Consider the following 17,998-nt stretch of genomic DNA (forward strand, 5'->3'; position numbering starts at 1 on the left):
CACCCCATGTGGGTGCGTGGATTGAAATTCGCCATTAGAAGTTAAGCGTTCAGATGACGTTAAGTCGCACCCCATGTGGGTGCGTGGATTGAAATATCAAAAAAATTAGTTCCAGAACTAGAGCCTAAGTCGCACCCCATGTGGGTGCGTGGATTGAAATAATAAAGGCGCGTATGACGTCGACTATTTCTTATCGTCGCACCCCATGTGGGTGCGTGGATTGAAATTTTTGATTAAATGTTAAGTCGTACTCTACACCTTCGTCGCACCTCACGAGGGTACATGTATTGAAATGACGATGAGGTTATGGTACTTTAAAATTAATGTCTGAAAGTATAGTTAATAATATTAAGATATTTTTAATAGTAGTCAAGAACCCTCGTAACTTCAGTCATGGGGTGTTGACAAGAAATATCAATCTGTACCAAGTCATGATCAAAGGGAGTTAAATGATGAATAAAATACTTATCGCGACAAAAAATCAAGGAAAAGTAGAGGATTTTAAAGTTCTATTTGAACCGAAAGGGATTGAAGTCGTCTCATTATTAGATTTGGATCAAACTATTAGTAACATCGAGGAGACGGGAAAAACATTTAGTGAGAACGCAATATTAAAATCAGAAGCCATCTCGTCCTTGCTAAAAATCCCAGTAATTAGTGATGACTCGGGATTAGAGATTGACGCATTAGATGGTGAGCCTGGCGTATACTCTGCACGTTATGCAGGGCTTGAAAAGGATGATCAGGCTAATATTGATAAAGTGTTAAGTAATCTAAAAGGTATCAATGAAAATGCGAGGTCAGCCCGCTTTGTTTGTGCAATTGCATTAAGTAAACCTGGAAAAGATACCTCAGTTGAGCTAGGATACTGTGAGGGAACTATTCTAACAGAAAGACGAGGAAAGAATGGTTTTGGTTACGATCCGATTTTTAAACCTTTAGGCTATAATTGCTCAATGGCTGAATTATCTCCAGATGAAAAAGCGGCGATTAGTCACCGGGGAAATGCACTAAGAAAAATCGCTGATTGGTTGGATAAAAGATAAATAAGAGGGAGGTTGCTACTATGCCAACAGTATTAATAACGAGTGATAGTCATGGTTTTAAAGATGAATTAAAGAAACTAAAAGAGCGCTATAAGGAAAAAGTTGATGGGATGATTCACTGTGGAGATTCTGAATTAGATTTTAATCATCCAGCGATGGAAGGATTCTATAAAGTTGCCGGAAACTGTGATTATGATCCTGAGTATGAGGAAGAATTAATGATAGATATTAAAGGATTGCGTTTTTTCATCGCACATGGCCATCGTCATAATGTAAAGATAACGCTTGATCCAATTGCTTACCATGCTGAAGAAGAACAGGCAACAATTGTGTGTCACGGCCATTCGCATCTTGCCCACGCTACAAAAATTGGTAATCAATTAGTGATAAACCCAGGGAGTATTCGACTACCTCGAGGCAGACGTGAAGAAACGTATGCTATTCTTTCTTGGGGAAATACAGCCTATAGTGTGACGTTCTATCAATTAAACGGTAAAGAAGTCAAAAGTTTATCGCAACAGTTTATCTTATAGTACAAAGGGCGCTCAGGCCCTTTGTTGTAAGTGTTCTTTTTATAAAATGGAACGCTTTTATAGTGTGATTTCAACCTGCTAAGTGAAATATTTGAATTTTTGTCTGAAATATTATTGACATTTATCTTTAAAAAAACTATAATATATTTTGTCTGTTAGAGAAATTATTGATAGAAACATTTTTATGCGGGTGTAGTTTAGTGGTAAAACCTCAGCCTTCCAAGCTGATGATGAGGGTTCGATTCCCTTCACCCGCTCCATTATGTCCCAGTAGCTCAGCTGGATAGAGCAACGGCCTTCTAAGCCGTGGGTCGGGAGTTCGAATCTCTCCTGGGATGCTAACAAAAGCCTTACAGCCTCAATGGTTGTGAGGTTTTTTTTGTAGTATAGGAAAGTTAAAACTTGTGTTTATATACCAAGGGTTAGAGGATTGAAATTCAGTGCGAAATAGAGTAAAGGTCATATTATGGTACATGAAGAAAATATGCCTGTTCAAATGAATATTCTAAAAGCCATATTCAGTGATTATGGGTCTAGATTTTTTGAAGAAAATCAAGATAACATGTGATCGGTCATTATCGAAGAAGTATTGACATAATGCATTGTGTCAACACTTTGGGTATAAGCTTGAGTTTGATCTGCCTATTAACATACTTGTAAGTATGGGAGTGTGACGCCATCTAATGAATGGACAATATATGGTTTTATCCCCTGTATCTAAGAAAGCTGTTTAACCAAAACTTTAAGCAGTCTATAAAAATAATCGGAAAGGATTTTATATCAACGCACCTAAGTCTAGAATTCACCGCCCTATAAGCCGTGGGTCGGGAGTTCGAATCTCTCCAGGTATGCTTACTAAAAGCCTCGTAAAGTTTTCGGTTGCGAAGCTCTATGTTATATGCTCCGCAAGAATGTCTTATCTAGAGAATGATTATAAGCAAGCTAGAACTAACATTAGGATAGGCAAACAAAAACCTTAGAATTAATGAAATGGAGTGGCCTAATCAACATCGTAAATGCATATAAAGTTCGTAAATGCTATTAAGCAAAAAAAGCCAGAGTTACAAATACTTCTGAAAGATCGAGAAGGTCGCTTTAGGATAGTGAGACATCATATAACATTCTGCAATACGAGTAATTCACAATAAGAGGAGGCGCAACATGCGACTAACTAGAGAAGAGTATACGATTATTAGTGATGCAATAAGGGAATATGTAGCCATTACATTCGATTTAACTATTGGGAGTGTAGCGACAGATCAATTCATACAGTTTTTGGAAGAGGATATCGTGGGCATTTACGAAGATCATGCCATTGAAAAAGTTAGAGCATTGGTTGAAGAAAAAGCTTGGTCAATGGACGAAGATATTCGTGCTCTAAAAGCTGTTAAGCGCAAATAGAACGTGATGTTTATCATTTAGGTTGAGATGACGACCTGGGAGTATTTAGGGCCGAGATAGTCCAATAAAATAACATGAGGTTGTTTACTTTTATGATATTTAGGGTATCCTTATAACTAGGACAAAATACATAGAATAATTATTATGCACAATTTAGGAGGTGTAAAAAATGACGAATAAAGATAAGCTCGTTCTCTTCCCTAAAGAACAAGCAAGACTTGAAAAAGAAGCTTTCGATTACTTTAAACGCCATCAATATAAAAAGGCCTTACCAGTTTTTGAAGAATTAATTGATTACGGCATCGATGATGTTGACATAATGGTCGCAAAAGTCACATGTTTAGCGGAATTAGGTGACTTAAAAGAAGCTGAATTATTTTTAGAAGCATTGATTGACCAACATACGAATGATTATCTGACTTACATACATATTTATGCGACCTTGTTATTTCAATTTCATAAACATAAAAAAGTGAAAGAATTATTAGAAACAGTCCTCGTTGATGTGAAAGATGTGACGTACCGATATCAATTTGAAAATTTATTAGAACTTAATGAGCCTCTCGTTGATGAAGAAATCATTTCTGAAATCAATGTGACGAAACGTGAACTAAACGATGCGATCAATAATCATAACACACTTGCACAGTGGCACTTAATTAACCATTTACAACAGTCAGATATTACCCCATATTTAGACACGTTTAAAACGTTACTTAAAGCCGACACTCATCCTGTTATCCAGTCTGTAATTATTAGTCTGCTACAGGCAAATCGGATTGATGAGGTTATTACGATACATAAATTTAATCAAGAGATGAGACTTAATCCAAAGACGCATCCTTACTTTACAGATCATCCTTTATTTAAGGCCGTACAAAAAATGTTGAGAGAAATAGAAGAACGTAATCCATCATTTTACCGGCTCGCGATGCAAATACTTGAACGCTTTATTTATGTGCGTTATCCTTTTGTCGAAGGGGAAGACGCAGGTGTTTTAAAAGAGGCAATTGTTACGATTGTTAATCAAGCGTTTAATGACCCTAAAAATCCTGCTTCATCAGAAGTAGATGATAAAATAATGCAGTTAATGGAGGCAGAACAACTGTATTTTTCCATACTAGAAGAATAGAAAGTACTAAATTGTTTAAGAAATTTACAACCACTTGAACACTAAATCTTGAAACAGATAAGGTTTATGTTATAATATAATGGTTGTAGTTTGCGTTCGGTTGTGAAACAGAGCTAACGTATCATAGATGAACGGCAAATAAAATTAATATATATGTAATCATGGAGGGAAATTTAATGACAGCTAAATGGGAAAAACAAGAAGGCAATGAAGGTCTTCTTACCGTAGAAGTTTCTGCAGAACAATTTAACGAGGCGCTTGATCAAGCGTTTAAAAAGGTAGTAAAAGACGTGCAATTACCAGGATTCCGTAAAGGGCGTATTCCACGTGGTATGTTCGAACAACGTTTTGGTGTAGAATCTTTATACCAAGATGCAGTAGACATCGTACTTCCAGAAGCCTACTCAAATGCAGTAGAAGAAGCTGGTATCGAGCCAGTTGACCAGCCAGAGATTGATATTACGCAAATCGAAAAAGGTCAACCATTGCACTTTACTGCTAAAGTAACAGTAAAGCCGGAAGTTAAATTAGGCGATTACAAAGGATTAGAAGTAGAAAACGTTGATGTGACTGTAACAGACGAAGACGTCGAAAAAGATTTAGATAACCAACGCCAATCTTTAGCTGAATTAGTTGTTAAAGAAGAAGGTGCTGTTGAAAATGGTGATACGGTTGTTATTGATTTTGAAGGTTTTGTTGATGGCGAAGCTTTTGAAGGTGGAGCAGCTGAAAATCACACATTAGAAATTGGTTCAGGTTCATTTATCCCTGGATTTGAAGAACAACTTATTGGTAAGACAACTGGTGAAGCAACAGAAGTTGACGTAACTTTCCCTGAAGAATACCACGCTGAAAATCTTGCTGGTAAACCAGCAACATTCAAAGTAACGATTCATGAAGTAAAAGCAAAAGAATTGCCTGAACTTGATGATGAGTTTGCTAAAGACGTGGATGATGAAGTAGAAACACTTGCAGAATTAAAAGATAAAACGAAAAAACGTTTAGAAGAACAAAAACAAAACGAAGCAGACGCTGCTAAGCGTGAAGCGCTTATTAATCAAGCGTCTGACAATGCAGAAATTGATGTGCCACAGGCAATGATCGATTCTGAATTAGATCGTATGTTACGTGAATTTGAACAACGCTTGCAACAACAAGGTATGACACTTGATATGTACTTCCAATTCTCAGGTCAGTCAGAAGAACAATTGAAAGACCAAATGAAAGAAGATGCAGCGAAGCGTGTTCAAACAAACCTTGTACTTGAGGCTATTGCGCAAGTTGAAGAACTTGAAGCAACAGATGCAGATGTTCAAGAAGAATTGGAATCAATGGCAGATATGTATAACCTAGAAATGGATCAATTAACACAAATGCTTGGTGGCAACACAGATGGCATTAAAGATGATCTTAAATTCAAAAAAGCAATTGATTTCTTAGTTGACAACAGTGTAGCAAAGTAATTTTGCTTTCATATGACTTAGAGAAACAAGGCGATCGATGGTCGCCTTGTTTTCTAACATTTATATAAGCACATGATTTACTGGTAAATATGATCTTTAGTACCTAACAATTGGGGTTATACATATTTTTTTTGGTCTTTTTTAAACTTAAATATGTAAAAGTCAAGCATTGTGAAGGTTTTTAAAAGACAACATACATAACTTTATGATAAAATACATATGCTTTTAATTTAAGCGTGATGGTTAATAAAGTAGATTTGAAATGCATAAGGGCTATTATTTTAAATATCGCCGATTCTTTGATATGATAATGAAAGCAAACAAGTCATGAAAGATGATGGTGTTTATTATAGAGAGGTGAACGTAATGTATAAATTCAACGAAGAAAAAGGGCAATTGAAATGTTCTTTTTGTGGTAAAAGTCAAGAACAAGTAAGGAAGTTAGTCGCAGGTCCTGGGGTATACATTTGTGATGAATGTATCGATTTATGTGCTGAAATTGTTGAAGAAGAGTTAGGTACGGATGAAGAAATGGATTTTGCTGAGGTACCAAAGCCTCAAGAAATTAATCAAATTCTTGATGATTATGTCATCGGTCAATCAAAAGCAAAACGTAATTTATCCGTTGCAGTATATAATCACTATAAACGCATCAATGCACCTAAAACAACGGGTGATGTAGAGCTTCAAAAAAGTAATATCGCAATGATTGGACCAACAGGTAGCGGTAAAACTTTACTTGCTCAAACACTTGCGCGTATTTTAAATGTACCATTTGCTATCGCAGATGCGACATCTCTTACAGAAGCGGGTTATGTTGGTGAAGATGTAGAAAATATTTTGCTCAAGCTTATCCAAGCAGCTGATTATGATGTAGAAAAAGCTGAAAAAGGGATTATTTATATTGACGAAATTGATAAAGTTGCCCGTAAATCAGAAAATCCATCCATTACACGTGATGTTAGTGGTGAAGGTGTTCAACAAGCACTTCTTAAAATTCTTGAAGGGACAGTTGCAAGCGTCCCACCGCAAGGCGGCCGTAAACATCCTCATCAAGAGTTTATTCAAATTGATACAACCAATGTACTCTTTATTGTCGGTGGTGCTTTCGACGGTATCGATCAAATCATTAAAAGTCGTCTAGGTAAGCGCGTTATTGGCTTTGGTGCTGAAACAGATATTAATGATATGGACAAAGCGCAACTGCTCCAAAAAGTTTTACCGGAAGATTTACTCAAATTTGGTTTAATTCCTGAATTTATCGGTCGTTTGCCGATTATCGGTGCACTTGAACCACTAGACCAAGATGCGCTCGTACAAATTTTAACTCAACCGAAAAATGCGCTCGTTAAACAATATAAACGTCTATTTGAAATGGATAATGTGACATTAGAATTTGAAGATGATGCTCTTGTTTCCATTGCTCATAAAGCAATGGAACGCAATACAGGTGCGCGTGGTCTTCGTTCAATCCTTGAAGGGATTATGCTTGATGTGATGTATGAATTACCATCGCGTGAAGATATTAAGACGTGTATCATCACGAAAGAAACTGTAGAAGACGAAGCTAATCGTCCAAAACTATTACTTGAAGATGGCACTGAGCTTGCTTAATGAAAAGGATATGAAGAAAAAATCCCTTGTGTCTCACAAGGGATTTTCTATTCAATCCACTTATTATAAACATGAGTCGTTGGTAATTGCTTACGACTTAGAGCTGAAAAGAGGGATGTTATGACGAAAAATCCACATGTGCCGCTTCTACCTTTAAGGGGCACTATCGTATTTCCTAATGTAGTAACGCATTTAGATATAGGACGTAAAGAAACGATTGATGCTATTGAACAGGCGATGATGAACGACCGTCGGATCATTTTAGTTGCTCAAAAAGATGCGAGGGTGAAGACGCCCAAAAAAGATGACGTTTTTCCTATTGGTGTTGTTGGCTATATTAAACAAATGCTAAAACTTCCTAATGGGACATTTAGAGTATTAGTTGAGGGTCTCTATCGTGCAGAGATTGACAACATAAAGGAAGTCAATAATTTTTATACGGCGGATGCAAAAAAAATAATTGAAAAGAAAGTCGAAAACGAGTTGAAAGAAGATGCCTTCATTCGTTCAATTTCTGATGCCTTTAAACGTTATGTAGAGTTATCAACTAAACTGTCAAAAGAAACTTATCAAGATATTGCAGATATTGATGATTTATCACATGTGAGTGATGTTGTCAGTTCTTATTTAGATATTAAGATGAGTCAAAAACAACTGTTGATAGAATGTGTTGATTTAGAAGAGCGTGCAAAAGCTCTTATTCAAATGCTATCAAATGAACAAGAATTATTAAAGATTGAAAAGAAAATTAATCAAAATGTTAAGAGATCGATTGAACAATCTCAAAAAGAGTTTTACTTGCGCGAACAAATGAAAGTGATTCAAAAGGAACTAGGTGATCGGGATGGGAAACAAAAAGATGTGAGTGATTTATTAAAACAAATAGAAACAAGCGACATGACCGATCGAATTAAAACTGTTGCTAAAAGTGAGTTGCAGCGTTTTGAACGTATTCCACAAACGTCTGCAGAATCAGGCATTATAAGAAACTATTTAGATTGGCTAATAGCACTTCCGTGGCAAAAACAAACACCGAATGAGCTAGATATTCGTGCAGCAGAGGCTATTTTAGATCAAGATCATTATGGCTTAGAAAAAATTAAGGCGCGCATTCTAGAGTTTATCGCTGTTCAACAATTGACAAATGATTTAAGTGGGCCAATTCTATGTCTTGTCGGGCCACCTGGTGTAGGAAAAACGTCTCTCGCAAAGTCTATTTCCCGGGCAATGGGCCGTAAGTTTACGCGAGTATCACTCGGTGGGGTAAAGGATGAATCTGAAATTAGAGGCCATCGCCGCACTTATGTTGGTGCCATGCCTGGACGGATGATCCAAGCGATGAAAAAAGTTAAAACAGTTAACCCCGTCATACTGCTTGATGAGATTGATAAAATGGCAAATGATTTTAGAGGTGATCCGGCGTCAGCAATGCTTGAAGTACTGGACCCAGAACAAAATCATCAGTTTAGTGATCACTTTATCGAGGAACCATATGATTTGAGCCAAGTACTTTTTTTAGCCACTGCTAACCAACAGGAAGGTATTCCAGCACCGTTACTTGATCGAATGGAAGTAATTCAGTTGTCAGGTTATACAGAGATTGAAAAACAATTTATCGCAAAAAACTACCTCGTACCTAAACAAGTTAAAAAACACGGCTTAAATGGTCATGTTGTTCAAATAAGAAAAGATGCTATTATAGAATTAATTCGTCGTTATACTAGGGAAGCAGGCGTAAGGCAATTAGAGCGTCAAATTGCTAGCTTAGTAAGAAAAGCGGCTAGACGTCATTTAGATGATACGGATACACGTATTGTTATTACGGCTAAGAAGCTTGTAGAGTTTCTAGGACATCCGCCTTTTAGATATGGGCAGCGTGAAACAGAGGACTTTATCGGTGCGGCAACGGGTCTTGCATATACAGCCTTTGGAGGAGATATCTTAAGTATAGAAGTCAGTGTTGTTCCTGGTAAAGGTAAATTGCAATTAACAGGAAAACTTGGCGATGTCATGCAAGAATCTGCTCAAGCCGCTATTAGCTATATTCGCGCGCGACAAGATGTACTCGGAATCGAGAGCAATTTTTATGAAAAAAGCGATATTCATATTCACGTACCAGAAGGCGCTACGCCAAAAGATGGCCCTTCTGCGGGGATTACAATGGCAACAGCACTTATTTCCGCTCTTACGAAACGACCAGTAAGAAAAGAAGTTGGTATGACAGGTGAAATTACGTTAAGAGGCCGAGTTTTACCCATCGGTGGACTGAAAGAAAAATCTATGAGCGCACACAGAAGTGGTATTACGACAATTATCTTCCCCAAAGATAATGAGAAAGATATAGAAGATATTCCAAAAAGTGTACGGGATGCCGTTACGTTTATTCCGGTATCTCATATGGATGATGTACTTAAATATGCATTAGTGGAGGTGAAATAATGAAAGTCACTAAATCAGATATTACAATTAGCGCTGTGGCACCTAAACAGTACCCAGATGTAGGTTTTCCAGAGATTGCTTTAGCGGGTCGCTCAAACGTTGGGAAGTCATCGTTTATTAATAAGATGATTAACCGTAAATCTTTAGCGCGGACATCTTCAAAACCCGGAAAAACGCAAACGTTAAACTTTTACTTAATTAATGAGATTTTTCATTTTGTTGATGTGCCTGGTTATGGTTATGCAAAAGTGTCTAAAACTGAACGCGAAGCTTGGGGGCGGATGTTGGAAACGTACTTCACTGAACGCGAAAATTTAAAAGCCACCATCTTAGTTGTTGATTTGCGACACGAGCCAACAAAAGATGATATTAAAATGTATGATTTCTTAAAGCATTATGATTTACCGGTCATTGTCGTAGCGACAAAATTAGATAAATTAAAGAAAAATCAAATTCATAAACATATTAAGCGAGTAAAAGACACCCTTCAGCTCGAAAAAGGTGATGTTGTTGTACCGTTCTCAAGTGAAACAGGTCAAGGGAAAGAAGAAGCTTGGCGTGAAATAGAGCGCTTTTTATAAGAATAATAGCCACCATCACTTAGGTCTCGTGATGGTGGCTATTTTGGCCGTTTTAATTATTTTCTTTTAATTAATAAGTAGATGCCAAAAACAATTAAACCGATAGGCCAATATACTTCTAATAGTGTCATAAAAGATTCAATATAATATTGAAAAGCAGTATCTGTTCTTGACAATAAAGTAAATAAACCAATACTAAGAAGTATTAAGCTCACCCAGAATCCGTGCTTTGTTTGTTGATAGCGCAGTAAAAAGGCTAGTCCTACAATAATGAAATAAATACTCCGATGATCGACCCAGTAAGGATAAAAGGGCGTTAGGTAATAATGGAGACCTAGAAAAAATAAAATACCGCCAGGTAATAACTTATCGTAATCTCGATGATTGTAACCACTAAATAGAAAAATGGCACCGATCAACATGAGTAATGTCGGCCAGGTTGCTAAATCACTTGCGATAGGTATGTAAATTTGTTGACTTAGAAAATATAAGCCAAGGCCAATAAGTAAATAAGCGGCTATATGGTGTTGCTTTTTCATACTTAATTTAAACACTCCCTTCGGTCACACGTTACGAGTTGATTTCTGATAAAGAAATATGATACCGTGTAAAAGATTATAAGATGATGGATTTTTTTACTTCAAACATTATTTTATCATGTTTACGACGTTAAAACTATGAATATCCGTTGTTAGCTATACAACAAGCTATTTTTAAAAAGGGGAGGCAATCGGGTTATGCTTACTGTATTTTCTGTAAATAATGAGCGAGTATCACTCGATGAGCGAGAACAATTCGTTTTATCAGATGAACATAAAAAAAGCTTATATCCGCTTTTATCAAATCAAAACAGTTATCAAGTGGTCATTCTCTCAACGTGTCAGAGGTTTGAAGTGTATTTTAACTCATCAAGTGATAGTGAACAATACATCCGCAAAGCTATGTTATCGTATTTTAGATTGACATTAGCAAAATTTGAACAGCAATTTGTTTGTTACAGGGATGAACAAGCGTTAAAACACTTGTTGCATGTATCAGCAGGCCTTCGTGCGCACGTATTAGGAGAAACCCAAATACTTGGCCAGGTGAAGAGCGCTTATCAAGAAGCGACGAAGTGTGATACAGTGAAAAAAAGCTTTCATACTATTTTTCAAAGAACCTTTCGCTTTTGTAAAGAGATGCATAAAACAATAGGTATTAATGATCATGCCGTGTCACTTAGTTATAGTGCGTATCAATTTATTCAAAAGTATAAACAAAAACCACAAACAATTTTACTCCTTGGTGCGGGTAAAATGGGGCAATTGTTTCTTCAATATCATTTAAAAGATCGAACCCATCAATTGATTGTATTAAATCGCGATCAATCAAAGTTAGGCAATTTAGATCAACCGTCAATTATCACTGGTCAACTTAGTCAATGGGCACATTATCTTAAGTCAGTAGATGTGGTCGTCTCAACATTAGAGTTAAATGAGCCATTGATTAAAAAAAGTGACGTTGAAAAACTTCAAACGAAGTCTTCGCTGCTTATGATTGATATGGCTATGCCAAGAAGTATTCAAGAAACGGTAAATGACTTAGATCGTATCGAGTTGCATGATTTAGATTCACTGGGTAAAATGATTGACCGCCATCACTTCGTAAGGCATCAAAAAGCAAGGCGAATTTCACAAGTGATTGAATTGGAGGTGGCTCATATAAAAAATGAACTGAAACAGCAACAGCATGACAAAATACGTCACGCATTATTCACCGAACGTGATGAAAGGTTACGGGTACTGATGACGAGCGTTACGACGCAATTACCGGATTTAACTAAGAAAGAACAAACGGTGATTAAACATCATTTAAAAGCGGCTTTACTTGAAAGTATAAAGCTGCAACTAGATAACCTAGAATAAATGGGATTCATAAAATATCAAACTACTGTAATAGAGAAGAGAGGAAGAGTGTAAATGGATGGTTGGATGAATGATAAAGCACAATTACTGTTCGAACAAGCACAAGATTTAATGCCTGGAGGCGTTAATTCACCGGCGCGTGCTTTTCGATCGGTTGATATGACACCTATTTTTGCGGAGAAAGGTGAAGGGGCTTATTTAGAAGATGTCAATGGTAAACGTTATATTGACTACATATTGAGTTGGGGACCACTTATTCTTGGACATAGGCACCCGGCAGTCATCGAGGCGCTCTCACAAGCATTACAGTCGGGAACGAGTTTTGGTTTACCTACAAAGAAAGAAAATGAATTAGCCCAACTCGTTATTGACCGCGTACCTTCAATGGAAATGGTTAGGATGGTTAATTCGGGTACTGAGGCGACCATGAGTGTGTTGCGTTTGGCGCGCGGATATACAAAACGAAATAAAATTTTAAAGTTTGAAGGGTGTTACCATGGACATGGTGACTCGCTCTTAATTAAAGCAGGTTCAGGCGTTGCGACATTAGGATTACCAGATTCCCCAGGCGTACCAGACACCCTAGCGGCGCATACGATTACGGTGCCGTATAATGATATTGAAAGTGTGAAACATGCTTTTATTGAATATGGAGACGATTTAGCGTGCGTAATTGTAGAGCCGGTCGCAGGCAATATGGGTGTTGTACCACCAGTCACAGGGTTTCTTGAAATGTTACGCACCTTAACTGAAGAATATGGGAGTCTGTTGATATTTGATGAAGTTATGACAGGATTTCGTGTGGGTTACCACAGTGCACAAGGGCATTTCAACGTGACACCGGACTTAACCTGTCTCGGTAAAGTTATTGGTGGGGGTTTACCTGTCGGTTGTTACGGAGGAAAGAAGGCTATTATGTCCCATGTTGCACCAAGTGGAACGGTTTATCAAGCGGGCACCCTCTCCGGTAATCCACTGGCTATGACGGCGGGGATTGAAACATTAAAACAGTTGACTAAGGAGCGTTATCATCAGCTGAATACCTTACTTCATCAGTTGAAGGAAGGCTACATAGCTAAAAAAACTAAATATAATATTCCCCTGCAAGTTAACATAGCTGGTTCCATGATAGGTATATATTTTAGTGAGACACCTGTCTATAATTATGAAACAGCAAAAAATAGTCGTCATGATTTATTCAATCTTTATTATAAAACGATGCTTGAGCAGGGCATCCTTTTACCACCCTCTCCTTATGAAGGGGTATTCTTATCCACGGCACATACGGAAGATATGATTGAACAAACGATTCAAGCGATTGATGAAAGTTTTAAAGTTATAGCATCACACGTATAAGGTATGTCTTAATTCATCTCTTTTTGCATAGACTAAACTGTTTGAAATATACAGTGTCTTGTAAAGGAGATGATTTTTTGTTTCAAGAACATGTGACAGAAATTGCTGTGAACCAAACGTTCTATTTATCTGAGGCGATTGACACCCTTATTGGTGTCGATGTAGAACCTAGTCGGCTTAACCAAACGAGCGAAGGGTTGTCGGGAACGCTTGATTTGACAATATATTATGTTCCGCTCCCACATGAAATAAGTGAAGAACAAACTGTTCCGGCAAACACCATAACAATAACGGACATTAGAAAAGTAAAAGAGCATGAAGCAAGTGCACATTTTAGTTATCCTATACAATTGTTTGGCGCAAGGTGTTCTGAGGCGCACCTGACGGTGTATGATCTCGATTATGTTTTACCAACACGCGAACTATTTACACTTAAAGCGATGCTTAAATTAGTAGAACCAGCCAGTGCATTAGCACAAGTTGTTAATAGTACATTAGTAAACGTCTCAAATGTTCAAGGTGGATTACGAGTTAATCCTGATCAAGAAATAGACAGTGAAGCATTGCAGATAGAACGTGTAGAAAAAAATGAACGTCACGTCTTAGACAAAGAGACGAGAGTTGAGGAAGGTTATCAGTCGATTAGTAATATAAAACACCCAGTTGTAGAAGAGGTAGACAAACTAATGGATAGTAATGTTCATCAAATTAAACAAATGAATCAATTAGACGAATCAGCTCTAGTATCTGATGAAACAGACGGTGCTAGGGGGAAAGAGGAGGAAGAAGTTGTGAAAAATGTTGTAGAAGTGGCAAAAGAAGCTGAGATAAATGAAAGAGAAAATGATGTCTTAGCAGCTCAGATGCGCTACCAGCAGTACGGATTGAAAAATTTAAGCAATCCATACGTAAAACTACCTTGTCTCATTGTTAAGGAAACGATCGAACTTACAGCTTTTTGTCAGAATCATAAAGTCGACCTTGTGAAAATACAAATGGTGAATCCACATCTTGAATCATCTTTGTCGTCAGGTCAGGTCGTCATCTTACCCAGTACAGAATAAAAACGTTGTAAGAAAACGAAGTTTTTTACAACGTATCGGTTCAATATATAGAAAAAAGTTTATGATGTTATCGGGCGTTTAAGAATGAGTAGAGAGCACTCTTTATATCAATCAAGCAAGGTTTAAAAAGCAAATAAATGGATCTAGTTTACTAGATCCATTTGAAATAAAAAGCACAGTATGAAAATGCGAATAGGATTAATAAGACGACATCAAGACTTGTTGGCAACAAAATTGTTCGAAAAAATTGATAGACTAATAACGGAGTTAACCAGCACTCAAAGATAATCAATGCCTGCCGACAACCGGCAGGTAATTTATATCGGTAATGACGACTCAATAGATGACACCTCCTCTATCTAGTCATTAGTAAGGGGGCAATTTTTTTTACTGCTATATAAAAAGATATGTTGATTTTATGATCAATATTCGCTAAAATAAAGAACAGAACAATAATGATACGATGATGAGGAAGAGTAAGGTATTCTAACTTCAAAGAGAGAGAGTTCTTGGCTGAAAAACTCTTAAGCGCTGAATGCTCTGAAGGTAGCCTCGGATGTAGCTTGATTGAACAAAACAGTAGGTTAAGCCGGTCACATACCGTTATCAATGGATGAAGTGTATAGTGAAGTCATCACTATAAACAAAGGTGGTACCACGGAAATGTAACTCAATTCGTCCTTTATATTAATAAGGGAATGATTTGAGTTTTTTTATATTTTAAGGGAGGCAAGAAAAATGGAATTAAATAAACATAATTTACCGCCAAAGTACGATTCTACAGCTGTAGAAGAAGGACGTTATCAGTATTGGATTGACGGTAAGTTCTTTGAAGCAAAAAATGATGAAACAAAACCGCCATACACTATCGTTATTCCACCACCAAACGTGACAGGGAAACTACACATTGGTCATGCATGGGATACAACTTTACAAGATATCGTCACACGCATGAAAAGAATGCAAGGGTATGATGTTTTATACTTGCCAGGTATGGACCATGCCGGCATTGCAACGCAAGCAAAAGTAGAGGCTAAATTAAAAGAGTCGGGTATAAGTCGTTACGATTTAGGTCGAGAAAAATTCTTGGATAAGGCGTGGGAATGGAAAGAGGAGTATGCATCTTTTATCCGTAAGCAATGGGAAAAGATGGGCCTTGGACTAGACTATTCACGGGAGCGTTTTACGCTTGATGACGGATTATCTGAAGCAGTAAAAGAAGTTTTTATTAAATTATATGAAGAAAAACTTATTTATCGCGGCGAATATATCATTAACTGGGATCCGCAAACAAAAACAGCATTATCTGATATAGAAGTTATTCATGAAGATGTCATGGGACACTTCTATCACATGAAATACCCTTTGAAAGATGGCACAGGACATATTGAGATCGCAACGACACGTCCAGAAACGATGCTGGGTGATACAGCTGTTGCGGTTCATCCTAAGGATGAACGCTATCAACATCTGATTGGGAAGAAAGTAATTTTACCAATCGTCGGACGAGAAATTGAGATTGTGGCAGATGATTATGTTGACATGGACTTCGGTTCGGGTGCTGTTAAAATTACACCAGCACATGATCCAAATGACTTTGAAATTGGTAATCGACACAATTTAGCACGTGTTCTTGTCATGCATGAAGACGGGACAATGAATGCAAATGCAGGAAAATATGAGGGGCTTGATCGCTTTGAGTGCCGTAAGCAAATTGTGAAAGACTTACAAGATGAAGGTGTGCTATTTAAAATAGAAGAACATATGCATGCGGTTGGTCACTCAGAGCGAAGTGGAGCCGTTGTGGAGCCGTATCTTTCAACACAGTGGTTTGTGAAGATGCAGCCACTTGCTGAAGCAGCTGTTAAAGCACAAGCGAATGAAGATGAGAAAGTTCAGTTTGTTCCAGAACGTTTTGAAGGCACATTCTTACGTTGGATGGATAATATTCGTGACTGGTGTATTTCTCGTCAACTTTGGTGGGGTCACCGTATTCCAGCGTGGTATCATAAAGAAACGGGAGAAATCTATGTTGGAAAAGAAGCTCCAGCTGATATTGAGAACTGGAATCAAGATGAGGATGTACTGGATACATGGTTTTCATCAGCACTTTGGCCATTCTCAACGCTAAACTGGCCGGATATTGATGACGAAGAATTCAAACGATATTTCCCAACTAATGCACTCGTGACAGGTTATGATATTATCTTCTTTTGGGTGGCACGCATGATTTTCCAATCAAAACATTTTACTAATGAGCGTCCATTTGATGATGTGCTCATTCACGGACTGGTGCGTGATGCGGATGGACGTAAGATGAGTAAGTCACTCGGTAACGGTGTTGATCCGATGGATGTGATTGAAAAATATGGTGCTGACTCCTTGCGTTACTTCTTGGCAACAGGATCTACTCCAGGACAAGATTTGCGTTTCCAATGGGAGAAAGTTGAATCAACTTGGAACTTTATTAACAAGATTTGGAATGCATCGCGTTTTGTCTTAATGCATGCCGAAGGCATGACACCAGAAGATATTGACTTTAGTGAGAACCGTAATGTCAGTGATGAATGGATTTTGACGCGTCTTAATGAGACAATTGCACTTGTCAACAAAAACACCGAACGCTATGACTTTGGTGAAGCTGGCCGACATTTGTATAACTTTATTTGGGATGAATTTTGTGATTGGTACATTGAAATGGCTAAGTTGCCACTCTTTGGTGAAGATGAAAAAGCCAAACAAACGACCCGTTCTGTATTGGTTTATGTACTCGATCAAATTTTACGTATGCTTCACCCGATGATGCCGTTTGTGACAGAAGAAATTTGGCAACATCTTCCACGTGAAGGTGAATCGATTACTGTAGCAAGCTGGCCAGAGGTAAAGGAACAAGATATGAATCCGGCAGCTGCCGAAGAGATGAAACGTCTCATTAGTATCATCCGTTCCGTACGTAATATCCGTTCTGAAGTGGATACGCCGATGTCAAAACCAATTGAACTCCTTATTCAAGTCGATAATGTTGATGTCAAAACAGCACTTACTACACAATCGCACTATATTGAGAAATTCTGTAACACAGAGAGTTTAACAATTGATACGAAGGTGACGATACCAGAAAAAGCAATGTCAGCCGTTATTACTGGGGCAGAGCTCTTCTTACCTTTAGAAGGTCTAATCGATATTGCTAAAGAAATGGCGCGCCTAACGCAAGAATTTGAGAAATTAACAAAAGAAGTTGAACGTATAGAAAAGAAATTATCTAATCCAGGCTTTGTAAGTAAAGCGCCTGAAAAAGTTGTTAAAGAAGAACAACGTAAAATGCAGGACTACATTGAAAAACGCGAAAAAGTAGCGGCAAGAATGAAAGAATTAAATCAATAAAATAGGCATCATGTTAAAAGGGATGTAAGCACAAAGCTTATGTCTCTTTTGTCTATTTCTAGAGAAAAAAGATATTTGAAA

The 17,998-nt window shown here is 37.5% G+C and carries 14 protein-coding genes, 2 tRNA genes and 1 other annotated feature; of the genes, 14 read left to right on the plus strand and 2 right to left on the minus strand.

What is annotated here, in order from left to right; translation table 11 throughout:
- Positions 1–452 precede the first annotated feature (452 nt).
- From BM163_RS03350 to yihA, 10 genes are all read left to right on the plus strand, one after another.
- Positions 453–1,046: an XTP/dITP diphosphatase gene (locus BM163_RS03350; protein ID WP_089800235.1), complete on the plus strand. Its 594-nt coding sequence runs from the start codon at positions 453–455 to the stop codon at positions 1,044–1,046.
- A gap of 20 nt (positions 1,047–1,066) precedes the next feature.
- Positions 1,067–1,579, plus strand: a complete 513-nt coding sequence (locus BM163_RS03355; RefSeq protein WP_089800237.1) for a metallophosphoesterase — start codon at positions 1,067–1,069, stop codon at positions 1,577–1,579.
- Positions 1,580–1,765: 186 nt separating this feature from the next.
- Positions 1,766–1,839 (plus strand) — tRNA-Gly (locus BM163_RS03360).
- 4 nt (positions 1,840–1,843) lie between these two features.
- A tRNA-Arg gene (locus tag BM163_RS03365) sits at positions 1,844–1,917 on the plus strand.
- Positions 1,918–2,740: 823 nt separating this feature from the next.
- Positions 2,741–2,980, plus strand: a complete 240-nt coding sequence (locus BM163_RS03370; protein ID WP_089800239.1) for a DUF2164 family protein — start codon at positions 2,741–2,743, stop codon at positions 2,978–2,980.
- A gap of 169 nt (positions 2,981–3,149) precedes the next feature.
- Positions 3,150–4,112 carry a tetratricopeptide repeat protein gene (locus BM163_RS03375; protein WP_089800241.1) on the plus strand — a complete coding sequence of 321 codons (963 nt, stop codon included), beginning with the start codon at positions 3,150–3,152 and terminating at the stop codon, positions 4,110–4,112.
- A gap of 176 nt (positions 4,113–4,288) precedes the next feature.
- Positions 4,289–5,575: a trigger factor gene (gene tig, locus BM163_RS03380; RefSeq protein WP_089800243.1), complete on the plus strand. Its 1,287-nt coding sequence runs from the start codon at positions 4,289–4,291 to the stop codon at positions 5,573–5,575.
- Between the two features lie 366 nt (positions 5,576–5,941).
- Positions 5,942–7,189 carry an ATP-dependent protease ATP-binding subunit ClpX gene (clpX, locus tag BM163_RS03385; protein ID WP_089800245.1) on the plus strand — a complete coding sequence of 416 codons (1,248 nt, stop codon included), beginning with the start codon at positions 5,942–5,944 and terminating at the stop codon, positions 7,187–7,189.
- A 120-nt stretch (positions 7,190–7,309) separates the two neighbouring features.
- Positions 7,310–9,628: an endopeptidase La gene (lon, locus tag BM163_RS03390; protein ID WP_089800247.1), complete on the plus strand. Its 2,319-nt coding sequence runs from the start codon at positions 7,310–7,312 to the stop codon at positions 9,626–9,628.
- Positions 9,628–10,209 (plus strand): ribosome biogenesis GTP-binding protein YihA/YsxC, encoded by a 582-nt coding sequence (gene yihA / locus BM163_RS03395; protein WP_089800250.1) that lies wholly within the window; start codon positions 9,628–9,630, stop codon positions 10,207–10,209. Before lon ends, yihA begins: the two co-directional genes overlap by 1 nt.
- A 56-nt stretch (positions 10,210–10,265) precedes the next feature.
- Here yihA and BM163_RS03400 read toward each other — a convergent pair whose 3' ends face one another.
- Entirely contained in the window at positions 10,266–10,748 is a 483-nt protein-coding gene (locus BM163_RS03400; protein WP_089800252.1) for a hypothetical protein, read from the minus strand.
- A 198-nt stretch (positions 10,749–10,946) separates the two neighbouring features.
- Here BM163_RS03400 and hemA point away from each other — a divergent pair, with 198 nt between their 5' ends.
- From hemA to BM163_RS03415, 3 genes are all read left to right on the plus strand, one after another.
- Complete coding sequence (hemA, locus tag BM163_RS03405; protein ID WP_089800254.1) at positions 10,947–12,113, plus strand: glutamyl-tRNA reductase; 1,167 nt, start codon at positions 10,947–10,949, stop codon at positions 12,111–12,113.
- A gap of 54 nt (positions 12,114–12,167) precedes the next feature.
- Complete coding sequence (hemL, locus tag BM163_RS03410; RefSeq protein ID WP_089800256.1) at positions 12,168–13,469, plus strand: glutamate-1-semialdehyde 2,1-aminomutase; 1,302 nt, start codon at positions 12,168–12,170, stop codon at positions 13,467–13,469.
- 77 nt (positions 13,470–13,546) lie between these two features.
- Positions 13,547–14,533: a hypothetical protein gene (locus BM163_RS03415; protein WP_089800258.1), complete on the plus strand. Its 987-nt coding sequence runs from the start codon at positions 13,547–13,549 to the stop codon at positions 14,531–14,533.
- A 151-nt stretch (positions 14,534–14,684) separates the two neighbouring features.
- Here BM163_RS03415 and BM163_RS14265 read toward each other — a convergent pair whose 3' ends face one another.
- Positions 14,685–14,873: a YszA family small membrane protein gene (locus BM163_RS14265; RefSeq protein ID WP_089800260.1), complete on the minus strand. Its 189-nt coding sequence runs from the start codon at positions 14,871–14,873 to the stop codon at positions 14,685–14,687.
- A gap of 114 nt (positions 14,874–14,987) precedes the next feature.
- Positions 14,988–15,219, plus strand: a binding site (T-box leader).
- 52 nt (positions 15,220–15,271) lie between these two features.
- Here BM163_RS14265 and BM163_RS03425 point away from each other — a divergent pair.
- Positions 15,272–17,917 (plus strand): valine--tRNA ligase, encoded by a 2,646-nt coding sequence (locus BM163_RS03425; protein WP_089800262.1) that lies wholly within the window; start codon positions 15,272–15,274, stop codon positions 17,915–17,917.
- Positions 17,918–17,998: the final 81 nt, after the last annotated feature.

The organism is Halolactibacillus alkaliphilus (assembly GCF_900115465.1).
Lineage (GTDB): Bacteria > Bacillota > Bacilli > Bacillales > Amphibacillaceae > Halolactibacillus > Halolactibacillus alkaliphilus.

Bases quoted from the DNA above. Each gene is read 5' to 3' on its own strand.
- BM163_RS03350 (WP_089800235.1), top strand. From the start codon at position 453: ATGAATAAAATACTTATCGCGACAAAAAATCAAGGAAAAGTAGAGGAT.
- tig (WP_089800243.1), top strand. From the start codon at position 4,289: ATGACAGCTAAATGGGAAAAACAAGAAGGCAATGAAGGTCTTCTTACC.
- BM163_RS03425 (WP_089800262.1), top strand. From the start codon at position 15,272: ATGGAATTAAATAAACATAATTTACCGCCAAAGTACGATTCTACAGCT.
- BM163_RS03400 (WP_089800252.1), bottom strand. From the start codon at position 10,748: ATGAAAAAGCAACACCATATAGCCGCTTATTTACTTATTGGCCTTGGC.
- yihA (WP_089800250.1), top strand. From the start codon at position 9,628: ATGAAAGTCACTAAATCAGATATTACAATTAGCGCTGTGGCACCTAAA.
- hemL (WP_089800256.1), top strand. From the start codon at position 12,168: ATGGATGGTTGGATGAATGATAAAGCACAATTACTGTTCGAACAAGCA.
- BM163_RS03355 (WP_089800237.1), top strand. From the start codon at position 1,067: ATGCCAACAGTATTAATAACGAGTGATAGTCATGGTTTTAAAGATGAA.
- lon (WP_089800247.1), top strand. From the start codon at position 7,310: ATGACGAAAAATCCACATGTGCCGCTTCTACCTTTAAGGGGCACTATC.
- BM163_RS03375 (WP_089800241.1), top strand. From the start codon at position 3,150: ATGACGAATAAAGATAAGCTCGTTCTCTTCCCTAAAGAACAAGCAAGA.
- BM163_RS03370 (WP_089800239.1), top strand. From the start codon at position 2,741: ATGCGACTAACTAGAGAAGAGTATACGATTATTAGTGATGCAATAAGG.
- clpX (WP_089800245.1), top strand. From the start codon at position 5,942: ATGTATAAATTCAACGAAGAAAAAGGGCAATTGAAATGTTCTTTTTGT.
- hemA (WP_089800254.1), top strand. From the start codon at position 10,947: ATGCTTACTGTATTTTCTGTAAATAATGAGCGAGTATCACTCGATGAG.